Here is an 18,849-nt window from a genome sequence, read left to right as displayed (position 1 = left end):
ACTGATCGCGTCTTTCGCCGTGAGCCCCGGGTGGCGCGGTAACGCCAGCCAGAGCCCTCGGCTTCAGAGGCTCACAGGTCTTCCGAACCCAGCAGCATCTCGGAAATGCCCTTGCCCGCCTTGACCATGGGCCAGACGTTCTCGGTCGGATCGGTACGGATGTCCAGGAACACGGTGCGGTCCGTGAGGCGCATCGCTTCCTTCAGCGCCGGCTCGACGTCGCTGGGCTTCTCGACCAGGATGCCGACGTGGCCATAGGCCTCGGCCAGCTTCACGAAGTCGGGCAGCGCGTCCATATAGCTGTGCGAGTAGCGGCCGCCGTAGTCCAGTTGCTGCCACTGGCGCACCATGCCGAGGTAGCGGTTGTTCAGCGAGACGATCTTGACCGGCGTCTTGTACTGGAAGCAGGTCGACAGCTCCTGGATGCACATCTGGATGCTGCCTTCGCCGGTGATGCAGAACACGTCCGAATCCGGCTTGGCCAGCTTGATGCCCATCGCATACGGCAGGCCCACGCCCATCGTGCCCAGGCCACCCGAGTTGATCCAGCGGCGCGGCTGGTCGAAGCGGTAGTACTGCGCAGCCCACATCTGGTGTTGGCCAACGTCCGACGTGATGTAGGTGTCACGGTCGCGCGTCAGCTTCCACAGCGTGTCCACCACCATCTGCGGCTTGATGACTTCGTCCGAGCCCTTGAAGGCCAGGCAGTCGCGGCTGCGCCATTCGTTGATCTGGCTCCACCAGGCGCTGACCGCATTCGCGTCCGGCTTGGCCYGGGCTTCCTTCAGCTGGGCGATCAGCTCCTGCAGCACGTCCTTCACGTCGCCCACGATGGGAATGTCGACGCGCACGCGCTTGGAGATCGACGAGGGGTCGATGTCCACGTGGATGATCTTGCGCTCGACAGAGCCGAAGTGCTTGGGGTTGCCGATGACGCGGTCGTCGAAGCGTGCACCCACGGCCAGCAGCACATCGCAGTGCTGCATGGTCATGTTGGCCTCATACGTGCCGTGCATGCCGAGCATGCCCAGGAAGCGCGGGTCGGTGCCGGGCATGGCGCCCAGGCCCATCAGCGTGTTCGTGCAGGGGAAGCCCAGCAGGTCGACGAGCTGGCGCAGTTCGGCCGTCGCTTCGCCAAGGATGACGCCGCCACCGGTATAGATATACGGGCGCTTGGCCTGCAGCAGCAACTGCACGGCCTTGCGGATCTGGCCGCTGTGGCCCTTCTTGACCGGGTTGTAGGAGCGCATCTCGACGCGCTCGGGGTAGTGGAAGCTGGTCTTGGCCAGCGACACATCCTTGGGGATGTCCACCACCACCGGACCGGGGCGACCGGTGCGGGCGATGTGGAAGGCCTTCTTCAGCGTCAGCGCCAGGTCGCGCACATCCTTGACCAGGAAGTTGTGCTTGACGATGGGGCGCGTGATGCCGACCGTGTCGCACTCCTGGAAGGCATCCAGGCCGATCGCCGGCGTCGGGACCTGACCCGTGATGATGACCATCGGGATCGAGTCCATGTAGGCGGTGGCGATGCCGGTCACGGCATTCGTCACACCCGGGCCCGAAGTGACCAGGGCCACACCGACCTCACCGGTCGCGCGGGCAAAGCCGTCAGCGGCGTGGACGGCAGCCTGCTCATGACGCACCAGCACGTGCTGGATGCTCTCTTGCTTGTAGAGGGCGTCGTAGATGTAGAGCACCGCGCCGCCGGGGTAACCCCAGAGATGGCGCACCCCTTCGGCCTGGAGGCAACGAACGAGGATCTCGGAGCCGTTGAGCTCCGCGGTGGGGGAATTGGGGGATTGGGAATTCGGCTGCGCCAGGGCGGCGCGCTTGATATCCGCGGCAGACATGTCCATTTTTCGAACCTTTGTGAATTTCTCTAACGAAAAACCATTGGTGCCCCTCTTCTCGCTCTCGTGAAGCGGATTCGGAACCTGCGCGATCAACCGGTGGGACCCCAGTCGGGCGGCCACGGTGAGAGCTTTGACTCTTTGTGCGAAGCAGCATTATGCCGAGCAAAAACCGTTAAGCCTTCGTATCAGACGAATGCCATAATCCGAGCTGCCGCCCGGACCCGCTCCAAGCCTTGGCCACCGACAAAGAACTCAACGACTTTCTCCGTTCCGTGGACCGCCGCGCCTTCAAGCGCACGGCGTATGTGGTTCGAGACGACGATGGTGCCCTGGACATCGTCCAGGACGCCATGATCAAGCTGGCCGAGAACTATTTCGACCGCCCGGCGGCCGAACTGCCTCTGCTGTTCCAGCGCATCCTGTCGAACGCGACGATGGACTATTTCCGTCGCCAGAAGACGCGCCGGGCGGTCATGACGAATATGTCGGACTTCGAGGGCGGCGGCGACGGCGACGGTGATTTCGACCTGCTGGAGATCCTCGAAACCCAGGAAGGCGCCATGGGCGCCCTCAGCGCCGCGGATGAAGTCAGCCGGGCGCAGATCTTGCAGCGCATCGAGACGGAAGTCGAACAGTTGCCGACGCGTCAACGGGAAGCCTTCCTGTTGCGTTACTGGGAGGAACTGGATGTTGCAGAGACCGCCTCTGTGATGGGTTGCTCGGAAGGCAGTGTCAAAACTCACTGTTCCCGTGCCGTCCACGCGCTGGCGAAGTCGCTCAAGGCCAAGGGGATCACGCTATGAAGTCGCCGTCGAAGTTTTCCACCCTCCCTGCCGATTTGGATGCCCGTGTCACGCGCTTTGGCCTGCGTGTCGCTGCCGGCCTGACCGAGCGCAACGCCGCCCTGCCCCATGACGTGTCCGAGCGCCTGCGTTTTGCGCGCGAGCAGGCTCTGGCCCGCGCCGTCCAGGCCCGCACTGCACGCACCTCGATGAGCACCGCCAGCCCAGGCGTGGTGCAGATGGGTTCGACACTGGCCCTGAGCGGCGGCCCGCGCGGTACCGGCGGCGACAACGGTCTGTGGTCCAAACTCGTATCTGCCCTGCCCCTGCTGGCCTTGTTGGCCGGCCTGCTGCTGATGCAGCAAGGCCAGATCCACGAACAGATCGTCGCTGCCGCCGAGGTCGACACCGCACTGCTCAGCGACAACCTGCCGCCCTCCGCCTTCAGCGACCCCGGTTTCGCTGAATTCCTGAGGGATGGGCAAGAATGACCGGATGCCCATGAGCCGAGCCGCGCGGACACCCTCCGCCTCTCTCCGTCTGCTGATCACCCTGCTGCTAGCCGCAGCGGGGTTTTCTGCTTTTGCGCAGGCGCAGGAAGCGGCTTCGGCGCCGGAGGCCATTGCTGCGAGCGCGTCCGTTGCACCCCCGGTGGCTCGTCCGGCTGCGCCCGTCATGTCGCCGGTCTCCGCCCTGGCCGCCGCGCCGACCTGGCAGGCACTGACGCCCGTCCAGCGCGATCTGCTTGCGCCATTGGCGAAGGATTGGGACAAGCTCGGCCCCAACCAGCGCAGCAAATGGCTGAATGCGACACCGCGTCTGGCCGTGCTGCCCCCCGCTGAACTCAGCCGCCTGCACGAACGCATGCGTGACTGGGCCAATCTGACACCGGCCGAGCGGGTCGATGCCCGCATCGGCTTCCAGGTGGCAAAGCAGGTGGATTCCGAGCAGCGACAGGCCAAGTGGGAGGCCTACCAGGCGCTGCCGCAGGAAAAACGCCAGGAGCTCGCTGACAAGGCCGTCGCGCGCCGCCAGGCTCAGACCAAGGCGACCAGCCCGACGCCCAAGCCCCTGGCCGCGGCGCCCAAGTCCAATATCGTGCCCGCCGCACCCAAGCTCGTCACGCCGACCCCCGTGACCGGCAGCCTGATCCAGGCCAAGCCTGGTGCCACGACGGTGCTGATCACGCGCGGGCTCACCTTGCCTCCGCACCACGTCGCGGGCGAGACCAAGGTCGTGGCCGATCCGGCCCTGGTCGACCCCAAGACGTTGCTGCCCAAGTCGCTGAAGGCGCCGCCCGCGTCCGTTCCGCGCACATGACAGCGGCGATGGACACGAACGCCGCGCCTGCGGGCCTGGCGAGGCGTTTCGCGGCCTTCCTTTATGAAGGCGTGCTGCTGTTCGGCGTGGTCTTCTTCGCCGGCTTCCTCTATTCGGTGCTGACGCGCCAACAGCATGCGCTCGAGGGCCGCACGGGTCTCGGCGTCAGCCTCTTCATCGTGCTGGGCCTGTACTTCGTCGGCTTCTGGACTCGCTCGGGCCAGACGCTGGCGATGAAGACCTGGCATCTACGCGTCACCGACGCCGTCGGCCGTCCGCTGGGCTGGGGCCGCGCGCTGCTGCGCTATCTCCTGAGCTGGCTGTGGTTCCTGCCGGCGCTGATCAGCGTCTGGGCGCTGGGCCTGCACGGCGGCGGCGCCATCATCGGCAGCCTGATGGCCGGCATCGCGGGCTATCTGCTGATCGCGCGACTGCACCCGCAGCGACAATTCCTGCACGACGCGATCTGTGGTTCGCGCGTCATCACTCAACTTCCCGTGCGCTCATGAGCGCAGCGCCGGGCCGTCCCAAGCAAGCTCGCTCCCGCCTGGCGGGACAAGGCCGCAGGCCTAAGGGTGCCCCATGACCAACCCGCACAAGGGCCGGACCGGCCTGGACCGCGTCATCCACGCCGCCGGCTACTCCTGGGCCGGCCTCAAGGCCGCCTACACGGGCGAAAGCGCCTTCCGCCAGGAAACCTGGCTCTGCGTCATTGCCGCACCGCTGACGTTCTGGCTGGCCAGGACCTGGGAGCAGGCCGCCCTGCTGCTGGGCTCGCTGCTGCTGGTGCTCATCGTCGAACTGTTGAATTCCGCCATCGAGGCGGTCGTCGACCGCGTGTCCTTCGAGCGGCATGAACTCTCCAAGCGCGCCAAGGACATCGCCAGCGCCGCCGTGCTGATGGCCCTGGTGCTGGCGGCCGGCATCTGGGGTGCCGCGGTCTGGCAGCACCTGCGCTGACGTGACACCATCGGGGCCCATGACCAGGAGCCCCGGTTTTCGACTGCTGCGCTGCGGCCTGCCCGGCGCCGAGGCCGTGCTGGCCGACTCGGCCCACGCCTTCGGCCGCCACACGCATGACCAGTTCGGCATCGGGCTCATCGAGCGCGGCGCGCAGAAGTCGGCCAGCGGGCGAGGCCTCGTCGAGGCTGGCGCCGGTGACATGATCACCGTCAACCCCGGCGAGGTGCACGACGGCGCGCCTTTCGACGCGAGCGGCCGGCGCTGGCGCATGCTCTACCTCGACCCCTCCCCGGTGCTGGACGCGGCCCGCGACATCGCGCCGGCAGACCAGGGCTTCGAGTTCAAGGCCCCGGTCATCCGCGACGCAGCGTTGACGACCCGCTTCCAGCAGTTGTTCGACGCCGCCACGGCCGATGCCGACACCCTGCGATCTGACTCGGCCTTGCTGACCCTCGTCGCCCAGCTGATGAGGCCCAGGCCCGCCGGGCGCCCCGCCCTCATGGCTGGCGTCAGCGCGGCGCGCGAGCGCATGGACGACGACCCCGCCGCTTCAACGACGCTGGCCGATCTGGCACGAGACGCAGGCCTGAGCCGCTACCAGTTCCTGCGCGCCTTCACCCATCTCACCGGCCTGCCGCCGCACGCCTATCTGCTGCAACGCCGCGTGCAGCAGGCCCGCCGCCTGGTGCGCGCCGGCGTGGCGCTGGCGGATGCAGCCGCCGCCAGCGGCTTCGCGGACCAGAGCCATATGACGCGCTGCTTCACGCGCAACTTCGGCCTCACGCCGGGAGCCCTGGTGCGCGGCCGCTGAAATTTCGTTCAAGACCTGGCCACGACGGCCTTGCAGCATGGCGCCTCCCAACAAGGAGTGCGCTTTTGAACCTCGAATTCCTGACCCTCTCGCTGCTGGTCGTCGCCTCGCCGGGCACCGGTGCCGCGGTGACCGTGGCCACCGGCCTGTCGCGCGGCACGCGCATGGCCACCATCGCGGCTTTCGGCTGCACCCTCGGCGTTGTGCCCCATATGCTGGCGGCCGTGACGGGCCTGGCGGCGCTGCTGCACGCCAGCAACCTGGCCTTCGAGACCGTGAAGTTCGCGGGCGTGGCCTATCTGCTCTACATCGCCTGGATGACCTGGCGCGAGCAGGGCGCGCTGAAGATCGAGCCCGATGGCGCGCAGCGTTCGAGCGGCGAGGTCATCCGGCACGCGGTGCTGGTGAACCTGCTCAACCCCAAGCTGTCGATGTTCTTCCTGGCCTTCCTGCCGCAGTTCATCGCCAAGGATGAAGCAGCACCTACGCTGGCAATGCTGCAGCTGTCGGCCATCTTCATGGCCATGACCTTCGGAGTGTTTGCGCTGTACGGAGCCTTCGCGGCCAGTATGCGGGACCATGTACTGRGCAACATGACCGCCATGGCTTGGCTGCGGCGGAGCTTTGCGGCGACCTTCGTGGCCCTGGGCATCAAGCTCGCGCTGACGCAGCGCTGAGGTGCCACCGCATGGCGCCCGGCGCGCCAGGCCGCTATGCTGGACTGCAAACCCGCCGAGGCCGGCCGTGCCAAGAGAACTGCTGCTGCATTGCTGTTTCGCTGCCTGTGCATCGAGCGCGGGCGCTGAGCCGTTGCGCGAGGTCGATTTCGGAACGCAACTGTTCCCACCCTATATCGTGGAACTGCAGGGGCGCGCCTCCGGACCGATGGTCGACGTGCTGAACGCGGCCTGCCGAAACCTGGGCTGGAACTGCAACTCGCGCATCTACCCCTGGCGCCGCGCCATCGACTTGATGGAGAAGGCCGAAGTCGATGGGCTCTTTCCGGTGCTGGATGTGCCGTCGCGCCACGCCCGGATGTGGATGAGCGTGCCCGTCGTCGACGGTCGCTATGTCTTCTTCTCGCGCCGCGGCGTGGACTTCGTCTACCGCGGCCCCGAGTCCCTGGCGAGCCACGAGATCGGCGTCTACGGTCCTTCGGGCACCTCGATGACGCTGCAGGACCTGGCTGCCGGCGGACCGGCGAAGATCAGGTTGGAGCGAGACAACCTGGTCGCTCTGAAGATGCTCGCCGCGGGCCGCTATGGCGAGCAGGGCCTGGTGTTCGCCAACGAGCAGGTGGCGCTGTGGCTGCTGGCCAGCAATGCGATGACCGGCCTGCAATCCTCGGGCGGCGCCAAGGACATCTACTACGTCTTCGGGCTGACGCGCCGGCGCATGTCCCAGGTGGACTTCCATGCCTTCGACGAGGCGCTCAAGGACTTGTGCCGCACGGGCCAGACGGCCGACCTGGTCAAGCCCTACGGCGTACCGGCCTCGGCCTGCACGGCAGCGCCGGCGCGGCATTGAGCCTCAGACCGCGGCTTCGTCCGTCTCGCCGGTGCGGATGCGCACGACCTGCTCGACCGGCAGCACGAAGATCTTGCCGTCACCGATCTTGCCGGTCTTGGCGGCCTTCAGGATGGCATCGATGCAGCGGTCGACTTCGTCGTCCTTCACGACGACCTCGACCTTGACCTTGGGCAGGAAGTCGACGACGTACTCGGCGCCGCGGTAGAGCTCGGTGTGGCCCTTCTGGCGGCCAAAGCCCTTGACCTCGGTGACCGTCAGGCCCGAAGCGCCCACCTCGGCCAGCGCCTCGCGCACTTCGTCGAGCTTGAAGGGTTTGATGATGGCGGTGATCTGCTTCATGACGGGCTCCGGTTGACTGGCTTGAGTTTACGCACGGAACTTGGACGTGATGGGGTAACGCCAATCCCTACCAAAGCCGCGGTGGGTGATGCGGATGCCCACCGGCGCCTGGCGGCGCTTGTACTCGTTGATCTTGATGAGCCGGGTGACGCGCTCGACGTCCTCCGGCTTGAAGCCGGCCGCGACGATCTCGGCGATGGACTGGTCCTGCTCCATGTAGAGCGCCAGGATGGCGTCCAGCACGGCATAGGGCGGCAGGCTGTCCTCGTCCTTCTGGTCGGGGCGTAGCTCGGCCGAAGGCGGGCGCGTGATGATGCGATCGGGGATGACCTCCTGGCCCTGCGCATTGCGCCAGCGCGCCAGGCGGAAGACCAGCGTCTTGGCCACGTCCTTGATGACGGCGAAACCGCCGGCCATGTCGCCGTAGAGCGTGCAGTAGCCGGTTGCCATCTCGCTCTTGTTGCCGGTCGTCAGCACGATGCTGCCGAACTTGTTGGACAGCGCCATCAACAGCGTGCCGCGCACGCGCGCCTGGATGTTCTCCTCGGTGGCATCCAGCGGCAGGCCCTTGAACTCGTCGGCCAGCGTGTCGTTGAAGGCATCGAACATCGGCACGATGGACTTCTCGTCGTAGCGCACGCCCAGGCGCTCGGCCATGTCGCGGGCGTCGATCCAGGAGATGTCGGCCGTGTAGGGCGACGGCATCATCACCGTGCGCACCTTGTCGGCGCCCAGGGCGTCGACGGCGATGGCCAGCACCAGGGCCGAGTCGATGCCGCCGGAAAGGCCGATGAGGGCACCGGGGAAGCCGTTCTTGCCGAGGTAGTCGCGCACGCCGACGACCAGGGCCTGCCAGACCTGGGCCTCGAACTCGGGCACCGGCACGATGTCGCCGCGCAGCCGGCCGGCATCCAGCTCGAGAATGGGCAGCGCCTCCTCGAACATCGCCGCGCGGGCGGCCAGGCTGCCGTCGGCCTGCACCGCGAAGGATGCGCCGTCGAACACCATTTCGTCCTGCCCTCCCACAAGGTGGGCATAGAGCAGCGGCAGGCCCGAGGCACGCGCACGCTCCGCCATGCGGTCTTCGCGCTCCTCCACCTTGCCGATGTGGAAGGGCGAGGCATTGATGACGCACAGCAGCTCGGCGCCCGCGGCCTTGGCGGCAGCGGCGGGTTCGTCGAACCAGGCGTCCTCGCAGATCAGCAGGCCGACCTGGGTGCCCTTGACATCGACCACCACGGCACCCAGGCCCGCATCGCGGCCGGAATAGAAGTAGCGGCGCTCATCGAACACCTGGTAGTTGGGCAGTTCTCGCTTGGCATAGCTGGCGACGACTTGACCGCCCACGAGCACCGAAGCCATGTTCAGGCATGGCGGCAGCGACCAGCTCCGTTCGCGCGCCACACCCCCCTCGCGCTCCCACGGGTGGCCAACGACGACATGCAGGCCCTGCAGATCAGCCAGCTCGGCCGCGATGCGCTGCAACTGCTCGTCGCAGCCCTCGAGGAAAGCCGGGCGCAGCAGCAGATCCTCGGGCGGGTAGCCGCACAGCGCCAGCTCGGGTGTGACGAGCAGATCAACCCCAGCCGTGTGCGCCGCGCGCGCTTGGGCAATGATGCGGTCCGCGTTGCCCACCAGATCGCCGACGACGACGTTGATCTGGGCCAGGGCAATCTTCAAGGGCGAGGGCATGGGCGACAGCGATTCAGAACACGAGAGCAGCATTGTCATTCGGGTCGACGCCAGTCCCGAGGCTTTGCCGCAAGACCGTTGGGACGCTCTGCTTTCCATCCAGGCACGGCCGACGCCCTTCATGCGCCTGGCCTATCTGCGCGCCCTGCATGCCAGTGGCAGCGCCGTCGCCAAGACGGGCTGGCAGCCGCAGTTCGTGTCGCTGTGGCGGGGCGAGGATCTGCTGGCGGCCTGCCCGGCCTATCTGAAGACCCACAGCTATGGCGAATACGTCTTCGATTGGGCCTGGGCCGACGCCTACCAGCGCCACGGGCTGAGCTACTACCCCAAGCTGCTGGTGGCGGTGCCTTTCACGCCCGTGCCGGGCAGCCGGCTCTTGGCCGTCAACGACGACGCGCGGATGCTGCTGGCGCAGGCGTTGCGGGCGCTGGCCAAGGAGACCGAGGCCTCTTCGCTGCATGTGCTGTTCGGCGACGAGGCCGACCAGGCGGCGTTGGCGGCGGCCGGCTGCATGGCCCGCAGCGGCGTGCAATTCCACTGGACGGCCGAGGGCGACGCCGACTTCGCCGGCTTTCTGGGTCGCCTGCAGCGCGACAAGCGCAAGAAGATCCAGCAGGAACAGCGCCGCGTGCGCGAGGCCGGCATCGTCTTCGAGGCCCGGGCGGGCGCTGACATCACCGCTGAGGACTGGGACTTCTTCTACCGCTGCTACCAGCAGACCTACCGCGAACACCACAGCAAGCCCTATCTGAGCCGCGACTTCTTCGCCCGCATGGCGAGCGACATGCCCGAGCACTGGCTGATGTTCACGGCCCGATGCGCGGGCGAACGCGTCGCCATGTCGCTGATCGCACTGGATCCCGGCCGCCGCGCCGCCTTTGGCCGCTACTGGGGCGCCGTCGAGCACATCCCCAACCTGCACTTCGACGCCTGCTACTACCAGCCGCTGGCCTGGTGCATCACCAATGGCTACCAGCGCTTCGAGGGCGGCGCCCAGGGCGAACACAAGATGGCGCGTGGCCTGATGCCCACGCCCACCGCTTCCAGCCACTGGCTGGCCCATCCATCCTTTGCCGACGCGGTCAACGACTTCCTGGCTCGCGAGGGCGAAGCCATGTCGGGCTATATCGACGAGCTGGGCGAGCACGCCCCCTTCAAAAAACAAAACGCCGCGGATGCGGCGTCTTGAGCAGGGCGAAACGAGCGATCAGGCCTTGGCGTAGTTCGCCATGCCTTCGCGGATCTCGGACTTGGCCTTCTCCGGGCCTTCCCAGCCCTTGACCTTGACCCACTTGCCCTTCTCCAGGTCCTTGTAGTGCTCGAAGAAGTGCTGGATGGCGGCCAGGCGGGCCGGGTTCACGTCCTCGATCTTCTGCCAGTGGTCGTACATGGGCAGGATCTTGCTGGTGGGCACGGCCAGCAGCTTGGCGTCGCCACCGGCTTCGTCGTCCATCATCAGCACGCCCAGGGGGCGGCAGGTCACGACGACGCCGGGCGTCAGCGCGAAGGGGGTGATGACCAGCACGTCGACCGGGTCGCCGTCATCCGCCAGGGTCCTGGGGATGTACCCGTAGTTGCACGGGTAGTACATAGGCGTCGTCAGGAAGCGGTCGACGAACAGCGCACCGCTCTCCTTGTCCACCTCGTACTTGATCGGGTCGGCATTCATCGGGATTTCGATGATGACGTTGAACTCATCAGGCACCTTGGCGCCGGGGGTCACGTTGTGCAGGCTCATGGTCGTCTTTTAGGGCTAAGGAAAACCCGCATTCTAGGTTTCCCCAACATCGCTGGTAAACGTGCAATCCAGCCGTCAAACCCGGCCCTTAAGCTCGGCCGCCGAGCCCGGCATACCCTGCCGCCGGGCCACAGATCACACGCTGAACAGGAGACTCATACATGTCGACGGAAATGGCGCTGTATTTCGCGCTGGCTTGCGGCCTCGCGGCCGTTCTTTATGGCTTCATCCAACGAAGCTGGATCCTGAGTCAGGATGCAGGCAATGCCCGCATGCAGGAGATCGCCGCGGCGATCCAGCAAGGTGCCGCCGCCTACCTGGGCCGGCAGTACCGCACCATCGGCATGGTCGGCGTCGTGCTGGCCATCGCGATCGCGGTAGTGCCGGGCCTTGGCATGACGACGGCCATCGGCTTCGTCATCGGCGCGGTGCTGTCGGGCATCTGCGGCTTCATCGGCATGAACATCTCGGTGCGCGCCAATGTGCGCACCGCGCAAGCGGCCTCCAAGGGCATAGGCCCGGCGCTGGACGTGGCCTTCAAGGGCGGCGCCATCACCGGCATGCTGGTGGTGGGTCTGGGCCTGCTGGGCGTCGGCGGCTTCTACATGGCCATCGGCGGCGGGCATGACAGCGCGACGCTCAAGCCCATGCTGGGCCTGGCCTTCGGCTCGTCCCTCATCTCCATCTTCGCCCGCCTGGGCGGCGGCATCTTCACCAAGGGTGCCGACGTCGGCGCCGACCTGGTGGGCAAGGTCGAGGCCGGCATCCCCGAGGACGACCCGCGCAACCCGGCCGTCATCGCCGACAACGTCGGTGACAACGTCGGTGACTGCGCCGGCATGGCCGCCGATCTGTTCGAGACCTACGCCGTCACGCTGATCGCCGCGATGGCGCTGGGCGCCCTGATGATCACCGGCTCCAGCGCGCTGGCCGGCGTCGTCTATCCGCTGGCGCTCGGCGGCGTGTCCATCATCGCCTCCATCATCGGCTGCTACTTCGTCAAGGCCAGCCCCGGCATGAAGAACGTGATGCCGGCGCTGTACAAAGGTCTGATCGTGGCCGGCGTGCTGAGCCTGATCGCCTTCTTCTTCGTCACCAAGGCGATGTTCCCCGGCCCCATCGAGCTGAGCACCGGCGGCACGACCAACGCGATGGCCCTGTTCGGCGCCTGCGCGGTCGGCCTGGTGCTGACGGCGGCCATGGTCTGGATCACCGAGTACTACACCGGCACCCAGTACCACCCGGTGCAGCACGTGGCGCAGGCCTCCACCACCGGCCATGGCACCAACGTCATCGCCGGCCTGGGCGTGTCGATGAAGTCCACCGCCTGGCCGGTGCTCTTCGTCTGCGCGGCCATCTACTCGGCCTATGCCTTGGCTGGCCTGTACGGCATCGCGGTGGCCGCCACCTCCATGCTGAGCATGGCCGGCATCGTCGTCGCTCTGGACGCCTACGGCCCCATCACCGACAACGCCGGCGGCATTGCCGAGATGGCCGAACTGCCCGCCAGCGTGCGCGACGTCACCGACCCGCTGGACGCCGTGGGCAACACGACCAAGGCCGTCACCAAGGGCTATGCCATCGGCTCGGCCGGCCTGGCAGCCCTGGTGCTGTTCGCCGACTACACGCACGCGCTGGAAGCGCGTGGCATGCATGTCGCGTTCGACCTGTCCGACCACAAGGTCATCCTGGGCCTCTTCCTCGGCGGGCTGATTCCCTATCTGTTCGGCGCCATGGCCATGGAAGCCGTCGGCCGCGCCGCCGGTGCCGTCGTCGTCGAGGTGCGCAAGCAGTTCGCCGACGGCGCCATCATGGCTGGCCAGCGCAAGCCCGACTACAGCGCCGCGGTCGACATGCTGACCACCGCCGCGATCAAGGAAATGATCGTGCCGTCGCTGCTGCCGGTGGCCGCGCCCATCATCGTCGGGCTGACGCTGGGCCCCGCGGCGCTGGGTGGCCTGCTGATGGGCACCATCGTGACGGGCCTCTTCGTCGGCATCTCGATGTGCACCGGCGGCGGCGCCTGGGACAACGCCAAGAAGCTGATCGAGGAAGGCTTCACCGATGCCGCGGGCGTGCTGCACAAGAAGGGCGGGGAAGCGCACAAGGCCGCCGTCACCGGCGACACCGTGGGCGACCCCTACAAGGACACCGCCGGCCCGGCCGTGAACCCGTTGATCAAGATCATCAACATCGTCGCCCTGCTGATCGTGCCGCTGCTGCCGATGCAGGCCGGCAGCAAGGCGCCCGAGCCCGTGGCGGCTGCGGCCGTCGTGGCGGCACCTGCCGCCAGCACGGCGGAGATGCCGGCTTCGGCGGCCTCACAGTAAATCTCTCGTAAACCCGGTAAATAACGGCCCGTTCGCGGGCCGTTCCCACGTCCGGGCACGGCAAAATCGCAGCTCATGGCGAGCATGGCAATCACGAGGCACGAGCTGACGCGGCGACGCGAACAACTGCAGGATCTGCAGCGCTACCTGGCCGTGCTGGAAGCCGACCACGACGGCGCCCGCGCCAAGCTGCTCGGCTTTCGCCAGCGCTATCTTGAGGCTCTGGGCCCGCTGATGCGCGAACTCGACGAGATCGACGCCCAGTTGCACCAGGCTACGGCCCTGCTGTCGGAAGCCCTGAAGCGCCAGGGCGTCGACGCCCCGGTGTCGGCATCGCAGCACGCCAAGGCCTGGCCCGATATCCCCGCCCTGCCCGACGCGACGCCGCTGCCCCCCGAACCCACCGGCCCGCTGACCGACCTGCCGCCGCCCAGCCTGAAGACGCTGTACCGGCGCGCGGCGATGCGCTTCCACCCCGACCTGGCGCCTTCCGGCCCGGAGCGCGAGGTCTGCGAGCAGCGCATGATGGTCGTCAACGAGGCCTACGCTGGCGGCGACCGCCACCGGCTCGAAACCCTGCTGCTGGCCGCCGGTGAGCTGCCCGAGAAGGTCATTGGCGGGCCGGCCGACGCCGTGCGCGCCTGGCTGGGGCTGTGCGAACACCTCGTGCAGGGCCGCATCCGCGTCGTGCAGGCCCAGACTGCCTTGCTGCACAACCTGCAGATGCACCAGCTGCGCATCGCCATCGAGCGCGCCGAAGTGGGCGGCATGCGCCCGCTGGACATCATGGCCGGGCGGCTGCGCGCCCAGATCACCGAGCGCCGCCAGGAGCTCTACATCGGCGAGCGCGTCGGCGGCGACGCCAAGCTGGCCGCCGATTTCCTGCGCAAGCGTTATCAGCGCCTGACGGGGCTGGGCCTGGGCTGAGCCGCGCCGGCGACTGCGGGCCTCAGATCGGATCGTTCTGGGTTTCCGGATCGGCGCTCGGGACGAAGTTCACCATGTTGCCGTTGTTGTCGACAACGGCAAACAGCAGCACCACGCCACGCGCCGTGTACATGTCCGCTGCCCAGGGCACCGACAGGTAGTCGACCCAGTCCCCCTTCTCCGACTGCTCGCGCGTCGAGTAGAGATAGTTGTAGGGTTGCATCGCGGGGTCGTTGCCTACCGTCTTGACCGCGGCACCAAGCAATCGCAGATTCTGGCCATCCACGACCGTCTCACCGAAATCGAATTCGAGGCTGCCCGCCTCCCCGGCCGGTGTCTGGGTGGTCAGGGTCGCGCCGGACGGCACGGTCACGCCGTTGCCGTCGACATAGGTGCACGCAGCAAGACCGCCCGCCGTGGAGGTGACGGTGACTTGATAGGGGGAGACATAGGTCGTCATCAGATGGTCCTGAGGGTTGAGAAATCAGCGCGCCCGCTGCTGCTGGAGCCAATCACGGGTGGCCAGCCAGTCTGCACGCTGGGAGGCTGAGGGGTCCAGGCACTCCTTCACATTCAGCCACCGTCGAGTTAGATCTGCGTTGACGCGCAACCAGCCCTCGCGCTGCGACAGCAGGCCATCGGCCACGCTGCAGCCCCCCTTGCGATCGGCAGCGGCGTCACCTCGCAACTGGGATAAATGGACCGCCGCAGCCAGCAGTAACTGGTCGCCCGGGCTGCGTTTCAAAGCGCTGTCCAGGCGCTCCTGCAAGCGTGAGTGCCAGCCGCAGTCCGCGCTGTCGCAGGCGAGGCGCCCTGCCGCTTCGAGCAGCTTGACCTGGCGCGGCAGCGCGCTTTCGGGAGGTGCCTTGCCGGGCCGAAGGGATTCGATCAGCCCGAGCAGCCGAAGCGCCTCGCGCTCCCGGGCCTGCGCGTTGACCGCGCGCAGGGTCAGCCATTCGGCATCGATGTGGATGGCGAGCAGGGCCCAGGCCAGGTTGGCGGGATCACTGCGTGTCAATCCCTGCGCCACCTCATGTGCCTTCTCCAGCATGGCCGCGCCCGTACCGTTGAGCTCCTGCTGGGTGAGGCCCAGGTAGAAACGCACGCTGGCTTCCTTGGCCAGCCAGGCCATGTCCCGGGGCCGCTTCTCGCGCAGCTTGCCGACTTCCGCCAGCGCCGATTCGTAGTGCGCCCGCGCGGCCTGCAACCGCCCCATGCGCGTCAACGTGGTGCCCAGCCAACTGGCCGTGTTCGCCCAGTTGTTCTGCAGCTCGGCGTCATCAGGGCGGCTTCGCAAGGCCTGCTCCTTGAGGGCGAGCGACTCGCTCAGCGCCCGTTCCGCAGCCTCGAGGCGGCCCTGATTCAGCTGCAGGACGCCGAGGCTGCTCTGGGCATAGGACACCTCCATCAGTGCATCGGTGGAAGCGGGCGCCGCGATCTGCCAGCGGCGCGAATAGTCGAGGTAGCGTGCCCACGCCTGTTCGGCGGCGCTCAATTCGCGTTTCTGGTGGTGGACCTCGCCAATCCAGAAAGCCGCTGCACCCTGGGCCTTGCGCCAATCGGCCATGAGCCCGGGGCTTGGCGGCTCACCCTCCAGCAATTGCGCGGCGAGCCGCAAGGGCTCCAGCGCCCCGTCCAATTCTCGTTTGGCCACACGGACCTCGGCCACCACCGTCAACGCCTTGGCGCGTTGCAATCGCTCCATCGAACCTGGGTCCCGGCCGGTCCGGTCGAGCAGCAGCAGCGCCTTGCCGCCGATGCTGTCCAGCAGCTCCAGCCGCCCGATGGGGCGCAGCTTGTCGGCGAATTCGCCCAGCATGAAGCTCAGCGTGGCCTCGGCCTCTTGGCGCTTGGCCTGGGCTTCGCGCTCCGCCTCGGCAGCTCGCTGCGCCTGCCAGGTGCTGAACACCGTCAGGCCCACCAGCGCCAGGCCCGCGAGACTGCTGAGCCCGACGGCCCAACGGTGGCGCTGCACGAAGCGACGCAACACATAGAGGCGGCTGTCGGGATGCGCCTGGATGGGCTCGTGATCCAGCCAGCGCTGCAGTTCGTCGGCGAGAGCCTGGGCGTTGACATAGCGCTCGCCCGGTGTCTTCTTCAGCGCCTTGGCAATGATGGTGTCGAGGTCGCCGCGCAACTGCTTGGCCTGGCGGGCGATCGAACTGTCGGCCTGGCCGGCTGCGACGTCGGACAGCCGCCGTGGCACATGGTCGACGACGGCCTTGAGCCGGTCGAGCTGGGTCTGGGTATCGTCGGCCGTGGGGTGGCTGCCGCCGAGCAGCAGATAGAGCAGCACGCCGAGCGAATAGACGTCGGTCGCGGTCGTCACGTCCGCCTGCTTCACCTGCTCGGGCGCGGCAAACTGCGGCGTGAAGGCGCTGCCGGCGCGCTGGGTCAGCTCGGTGGCGGCGGCGCCCTCGCTGGCCTGGCTCGCGTCGGCCATCAGCTTGGCGATGCCGAAGTCCAGCAGCTTCACCTCGCCATCGCGCGTCACCAGGATGTTGCTGGGCTTGAGGTCGCGGTGCAGGATCAGCCGGGCCTGCGCGTGGGCCACCGCAGCCAGCACGTCCAGGAAGAGGCGCACGCGGGCCTCGATGTCGAGTTGCTGCTGGCGGCAATAGACGTCGATGGGCTGGCCGTCGACGTACTCCAGCACCAGATAGGGCTGCTGGCCCTGGTGCACACCGGCATCCAGCAGGCGGGCGATGTGCGGGTGGGACAGCCGCGCCAGGATCTCGCCCTCGCGCGCGAACCGCCCCGCGTCGCCACGGCCGAGCAGGCCGGCCATCAGGAACTTGACCGCCACCTGGCCTTCGAAGCGACCGTCGGCGCGGCGCGCCAGCCAGACCGTGCCCATGCCGCCCTGCCCCAGCTGGCGCTCCAGCAGATAGGGGCCGATGGCCTGGCCGGCGAGGTCGGGAGGCGGCGCTGCGTCCTCGGGCATCGCAGCCAGCGCTTCCTGCCATTGCGCGACGACGGGTTCGCTCAGGAAGCCCTGCTGCTGCAGCTCCTGAGCGCGCGCCAGCATGCGCCTCAACTGCTCGGCCGCATCGGGGTCCTCGGTCTGCAGCCGCTCCAGACGATGCTCGCGAGCTGCCGGCGGCAGATCGAGCAACTCATCCAGCAGGGGGCTCAAGGAGAGCCAGCGTTGCCTGTCCATGGATCAGGCCAGGCTCATGGACAGGAACAGCCGGGCCTTCTGCCAATCGCGCTGCACGGTGCGCTCGGTCACGCCCAGGGCCTCGGCGATCTCCGGCTCCCGCAGGCCCGCGAAATAGCGCATCTCGACGACCTGGGCCAGGCGCGGCTCCAGCTGGGCCAGCTCGTCCAGGGCCTCGTGCACGCGCAACACTTCGTCGTCGCTCTGGGGCAATTGGTCGGCAACGGCCGTATCCAGCGTCAGCTCGGCCTGGCCGCCGCCGCGCCTCTCGGCCCGCCGGGCGCGCACCAGGTCGACGACGACGGAGCGCATGGCCTGGGCGGCGTAGGCGAGGAAGTGGCGGCGATCGGGGAATTCGGCCCCGGGTGCGCCGGCCACGCGCAGCCAGGCCTCGTGCACCAGCGCCGTCGTGTCCAGCAGCGTGAGATGACCCGCGTCGCGCACCTGCCGGCGCGCCAGGCGCTGCAGGTCGGTGTAGAGCTGGGCCACCACCGCGTCGGCGGCGGCGCGGTCACCCAGCCGGGCGGCCTGCAGCAATTGGGTGATGGCTTGCACCGGCCGCACTCTAACGGCTGGCAACGCCAGCTCGCGGGCCGGTGACGCTGCGGCGGCCGGCAGCGAGTAATTTTTTTTGATCCCGATGTCGGGATTGGCGGAGATCCGCCGTTTTGAGTTGATGAGGACCGATGGCGAAGCCAAGCCAGGGAGCCGGCACAGCCGGGGCCGCCGCCCGCCATCGCTCCTCACCCGCTGCGAACCGGCCCGCTGGCCGCGAGCGCATCTCAACCCAACGTGATTGACGCGATGTCTCAAGCTCCCCTGCTCGCCAACGATCCCCCCTCGCCCCCTCGCACCGGCACGTTCACGCGCCTGCCCCAGGCGGACTCGCTCGCGGCTTTCGGCCTGCGCGTGTCGCGCCAGTTTGCGCAGTGCCGGCGCGAAGGCGAGCAACTGGCCCTGCTGTGGCTGGAGGCCGAGGTGCTGGTGCGGCCCGACGGCAGCATCGGCGATGCCGAGCGGGACAACCTGATCCAGACGGTGAGCCTGCGCCTGCGCAACCGCGTGCGCGGCGCGGACGAGGTCGTGTACATGGGCGGTCGCAGCTTTGCCGTGCTGCTGCTGGCCGCCGGTGCGCCCGAGGCCCGCCTCGTCGAAAAGCGGCTGCAGCAGGCCCTCAGGGGGGCCTACGGCGTCGACGGCCGGCTCATGCAGATCGGTGTGCGCCTGGGCACGGCGATATTCCCGCAGGCCGGGCGCAATGGCGTCGAGCTGGCCGAAGCCGCGCAGGCCAACCTGGCCGAGTCAGCGGGCGACTGACTGCCGCCTCGCAGGACTCATGCCGCCCGGCCTGCATGCCGGGCGTCGTTCGATAAGCGTCAGACAGCGCGCAGGCGCTGAGCC

General features: G+C 67.8%; 19 protein-coding genes. 12 read left to right on the top strand and 7 right to left on the bottom strand.

Annotated features, from left to right (window positions below; all coding sequences use genetic code 11):
• Positions 1-71: 71 nt before the first annotated feature.
• Positions 72-1,859, bottom strand: coding sequence for an acetolactate synthase 3 catalytic subunit (locus AC1D2H_RS18965; protein WP_478012046.1), 1,788 nt, complete (start codon positions 1,857-1,859; stop codon positions 72-74).
• 230 nt (positions 1,860-2,089) lie between these two features.
• On the opposite strand from AC1D2H_RS18965, the gene AC1D2H_RS18960 reads away from it, so the two are divergent.
• From AC1D2H_RS18960 to AC1D2H_RS18925, 8 genes are all read left to right on the top strand, one after another.
• Positions 2,090-2,659 (top strand): RNA polymerase sigma factor, encoded by a 570-nt coding sequence (locus tag AC1D2H_RS18960; RefSeq protein WP_477929497.1) that lies wholly within the window; start codon positions 2,090-2,092, stop codon positions 2,657-2,659.
• Between the two features lie 35 nt (positions 2,660-2,694).
• Positions 2,695-3,129 carry a DUF3619 family protein gene (locus tag AC1D2H_RS18955; protein ID WP_478012045.1) on the top strand — a complete coding sequence of 145 codons (435 nt, stop codon included), beginning with the start codon at positions 2,695-2,697 and terminating at the stop codon, positions 3,127-3,129.
• A complete protein-coding gene (locus AC1D2H_RS18950) occupies positions 3,116-3,958 on the top strand; it encodes a DUF3106 domain-containing protein (protein WP_478012044.1) in 843 nt (280 codons plus the stop codon). Before AC1D2H_RS18955 ends, AC1D2H_RS18950 begins: the two co-directional genes overlap by 14 nt.
• A gap of 8 nt (positions 3,959-3,966) precedes the next feature.
• Positions 3,967-4,467: an RDD family protein gene (locus AC1D2H_RS18945; protein WP_477929491.1), complete on the top strand. Its 501-nt coding sequence runs from the start codon at positions 3,967-3,969 to the stop codon at positions 4,465-4,467.
• A gap of 73 nt (positions 4,468-4,540) precedes the next feature.
• The gene (locus AC1D2H_RS18940; protein ID WP_477929489.1) at positions 4,541-4,918 is read left to right on the top strand and encodes a diacylglycerol kinase; all 378 of its coding nucleotides are present in this window, start codon (positions 4,541-4,543) and stop codon (positions 4,916-4,918) included.
• A 19-nt stretch (positions 4,919-4,937) separates the two neighbouring features.
• Positions 4,938-5,732 (top strand): AraC family ligand binding domain-containing protein, encoded by a 795-nt coding sequence (locus AC1D2H_RS18935; protein ID WP_478012043.1) that lies wholly within the window; start codon positions 4,938-4,940, stop codon positions 5,730-5,732.
• A 65-nt stretch (positions 5,733-5,797) separates the two neighbouring features.
• Entirely contained in the window at positions 5,798-6,409 is a 612-nt protein-coding gene (locus tag AC1D2H_RS18930) for a LysE family translocator (protein WP_478012042.1), read from the top strand.
• A gap of 67 nt (positions 6,410-6,476) precedes the next feature.
• Positions 6,477-7,259: a substrate-binding periplasmic protein gene (locus AC1D2H_RS18925; protein WP_478012041.1), complete on the top strand. Its 783-nt coding sequence runs from the start codon at positions 6,477-6,479 to the stop codon at positions 7,257-7,259.
• 3 nt (positions 7,260-7,262) lie between these two features.
• Here AC1D2H_RS18925 and AC1D2H_RS18920 read toward each other — a convergent pair whose 3' ends face one another.
• The gene (locus tag AC1D2H_RS18920; protein WP_056198291.1) at positions 7,263-7,601 is read right to left on the bottom strand and encodes a P-II family nitrogen regulator; all 339 of its coding nucleotides are present in this window, start codon (positions 7,599-7,601) and stop codon (positions 7,263-7,265) included.
• Positions 7,602-7,628: 27 nt separating this feature from the next.
• Positions 7,629-9,293 carry an NAD+ synthase gene (locus AC1D2H_RS18915; RefSeq protein WP_478012040.1) on the bottom strand — a complete coding sequence of 555 codons (1,665 nt, stop codon included), beginning with the start codon at positions 9,291-9,293 and terminating at the stop codon, positions 7,629-7,631.
• On the opposite strand from AC1D2H_RS18915, the gene AC1D2H_RS18910 reads away from it, so the two are divergent.
• Complete coding sequence (locus AC1D2H_RS18910) at positions 9,292-10,482, top strand: GNAT family N-acetyltransferase (protein WP_478012039.1); 1,191 nt, start codon at positions 9,292-9,294, stop codon at positions 10,480-10,482. The two genes, AC1D2H_RS18915 and AC1D2H_RS18910, sit on opposite strands and share 2 nt — an antisense overlap.
• Positions 10,483-10,500: 18 nt before the next feature.
• Here AC1D2H_RS18910 and ppa read toward each other — a convergent pair whose 3' ends face one another.
• Entirely contained in the window at positions 10,501-11,031 is a 531-nt protein-coding gene (gene ppa / locus AC1D2H_RS18905; RefSeq protein ID WP_477929476.1) for an inorganic diphosphatase, read from the bottom strand.
• A gap of 161 nt (positions 11,032-11,192) precedes the next feature.
• On the opposite strand from ppa, the gene AC1D2H_RS18900 reads away from it, so the two are divergent.
• Together AC1D2H_RS18900 and AC1D2H_RS18895 are read left to right on the top strand one after the other, a co-directional pair.
• Positions 11,193-13,361: a sodium-translocating pyrophosphatase gene (locus AC1D2H_RS18900; protein WP_478012038.1), complete on the top strand. Its 2,169-nt coding sequence runs from the start codon at positions 11,193-11,195 to the stop codon at positions 13,359-13,361.
• 84 nt (positions 13,362-13,445) lie between these two features.
• Positions 13,446-14,288, top strand: a complete 843-nt coding sequence (locus AC1D2H_RS18895; RefSeq protein WP_478012037.1) for a J domain-containing protein — start codon at positions 13,446-13,448, stop codon at positions 14,286-14,288.
• A gap of 22 nt (positions 14,289-14,310) precedes the next feature.
• On the opposite strand, the gene AC1D2H_RS18890 is transcribed toward AC1D2H_RS18895, so the two are convergent.
• From AC1D2H_RS18890 to AC1D2H_RS18880, 3 genes are read right to left on the bottom strand one after another with little or no spacing between them, the layout of a single operon-like run.
• Positions 14,311-14,748 carry a hypothetical protein gene (locus tag AC1D2H_RS18890; RefSeq protein ID WP_477929470.1) on the bottom strand — a complete coding sequence of 146 codons (438 nt, stop codon included), beginning with the start codon at positions 14,746-14,748 and terminating at the stop codon, positions 14,311-14,313.
• A 24-nt stretch (positions 14,749-14,772) separates the two neighbouring features.
• A complete protein-coding gene (locus tag AC1D2H_RS18885) occupies positions 14,773-17,448 on the bottom strand; it encodes a serine/threonine-protein kinase (protein WP_478012036.1) in 2,676 nt (891 codons plus the stop codon).
• Positions 17,449-17,451: 3 nt separating this feature from the next.
• Positions 17,452-18,003: an ECF-type sigma factor gene (locus AC1D2H_RS18880; RefSeq protein WP_478012035.1), complete on the bottom strand. Its 552-nt coding sequence runs from the start codon at positions 18,001-18,003 to the stop codon at positions 17,452-17,454.
• A 249-nt stretch (positions 18,004-18,252) separates the two neighbouring features.
• On the opposite strand from AC1D2H_RS18880, the gene AC1D2H_RS18875 reads away from it, so the two are divergent.
• The gene (locus AC1D2H_RS18875; protein WP_478012034.1) at positions 18,253-18,765 is read left to right on the top strand and encodes a diguanylate cyclase domain-containing protein; all 513 of its coding nucleotides are present in this window, start codon (positions 18,253-18,255) and stop codon (positions 18,763-18,765) included.
• The last annotated feature ends 84 nt before the right edge of the window (positions 18,766-18,849 follow it).

The sequence above is a fragment of the Roseateles sp. P1_C1_2 genome (assembly GCF_056406535.1).
The sequence above is the reverse complement of the archived record's forward strand: the minus strand, read 5'-3'. Positions and strand labels throughout refer to the sequence as shown.

Coding starts and splice junctions, on each gene's coding strand:
- AC1D2H_RS18950 (WP_478012044.1), top strand. CDS start 3,116: ATGGGCAAGAATGACCGGATGCCCATGAGCCGAGCCGCGCGGACACCC.
- AC1D2H_RS18945 (WP_477929491.1), top strand. CDS start 3,967: ATGGACACGAACGCCGCGCCTGCGGGCCTGGCGAGGCGTTTCGCGGCC.
- AC1D2H_RS18940 (WP_477929489.1), top strand. CDS start 4,541: ATGACCAACCCGCACAAGGGCCGGACCGGCCTGGACCGCGTCATCCAC.
- AC1D2H_RS18935 (WP_478012043.1), top strand. CDS start 4,938: ATGACCAGGAGCCCCGGTTTTCGACTGCTGCGCTGCGGCCTGCCCGGC.
- AC1D2H_RS18920 (WP_056198291.1), bottom strand. CDS start 7,601: ATGAAGCAGATCACCGCCATCATCAAACCCTTCAAGCTCGACGAAGTG.
- AC1D2H_RS18910 (WP_478012039.1), top strand. CDS start 9,292: ATGGGCGACAGCGATTCAGAACACGAGAGCAGCATTGTCATTCGGGTC.
- AC1D2H_RS18915 (WP_478012040.1), bottom strand. CDS start 9,293: ATGCCCTCGCCCTTGAAGATTGCCCTGGCCCAGATCAACGTCGTCGTC.
- ppa (WP_477929476.1), bottom strand. CDS start 11,031: ATGAGCCTGCACAACGTGACCCCCGGCGCCAAGGTGCCTGATGAGTTC.
- AC1D2H_RS18900 (WP_478012038.1), top strand. CDS start 11,193: ATGTCGACGGAAATGGCGCTGTATTTCGCGCTGGCTTGCGGCCTCGCG.
- AC1D2H_RS18895 (WP_478012037.1), top strand. CDS start 13,446: ATGGCAATCACGAGGCACGAGCTGACGCGGCGACGCGAACAACTGCAG.
- AC1D2H_RS18890 (WP_477929470.1), bottom strand. CDS start 14,748: ATGACGACCTATGTCTCCCCCTATCAAGTCACCGTCACCTCCACGGCG.
- AC1D2H_RS18885 (WP_478012036.1), bottom strand. CDS start 17,448: ATGGACAGGCAACGCTGGCTCTCCTTGAGCCCCCTGCTGGATGAGTTG.
- AC1D2H_RS18875 (WP_478012034.1), top strand. CDS start 18,253: ATGTCTCAAGCTCCCCTGCTCGCCAACGATCCCCCCTCGCCCCCTCGC.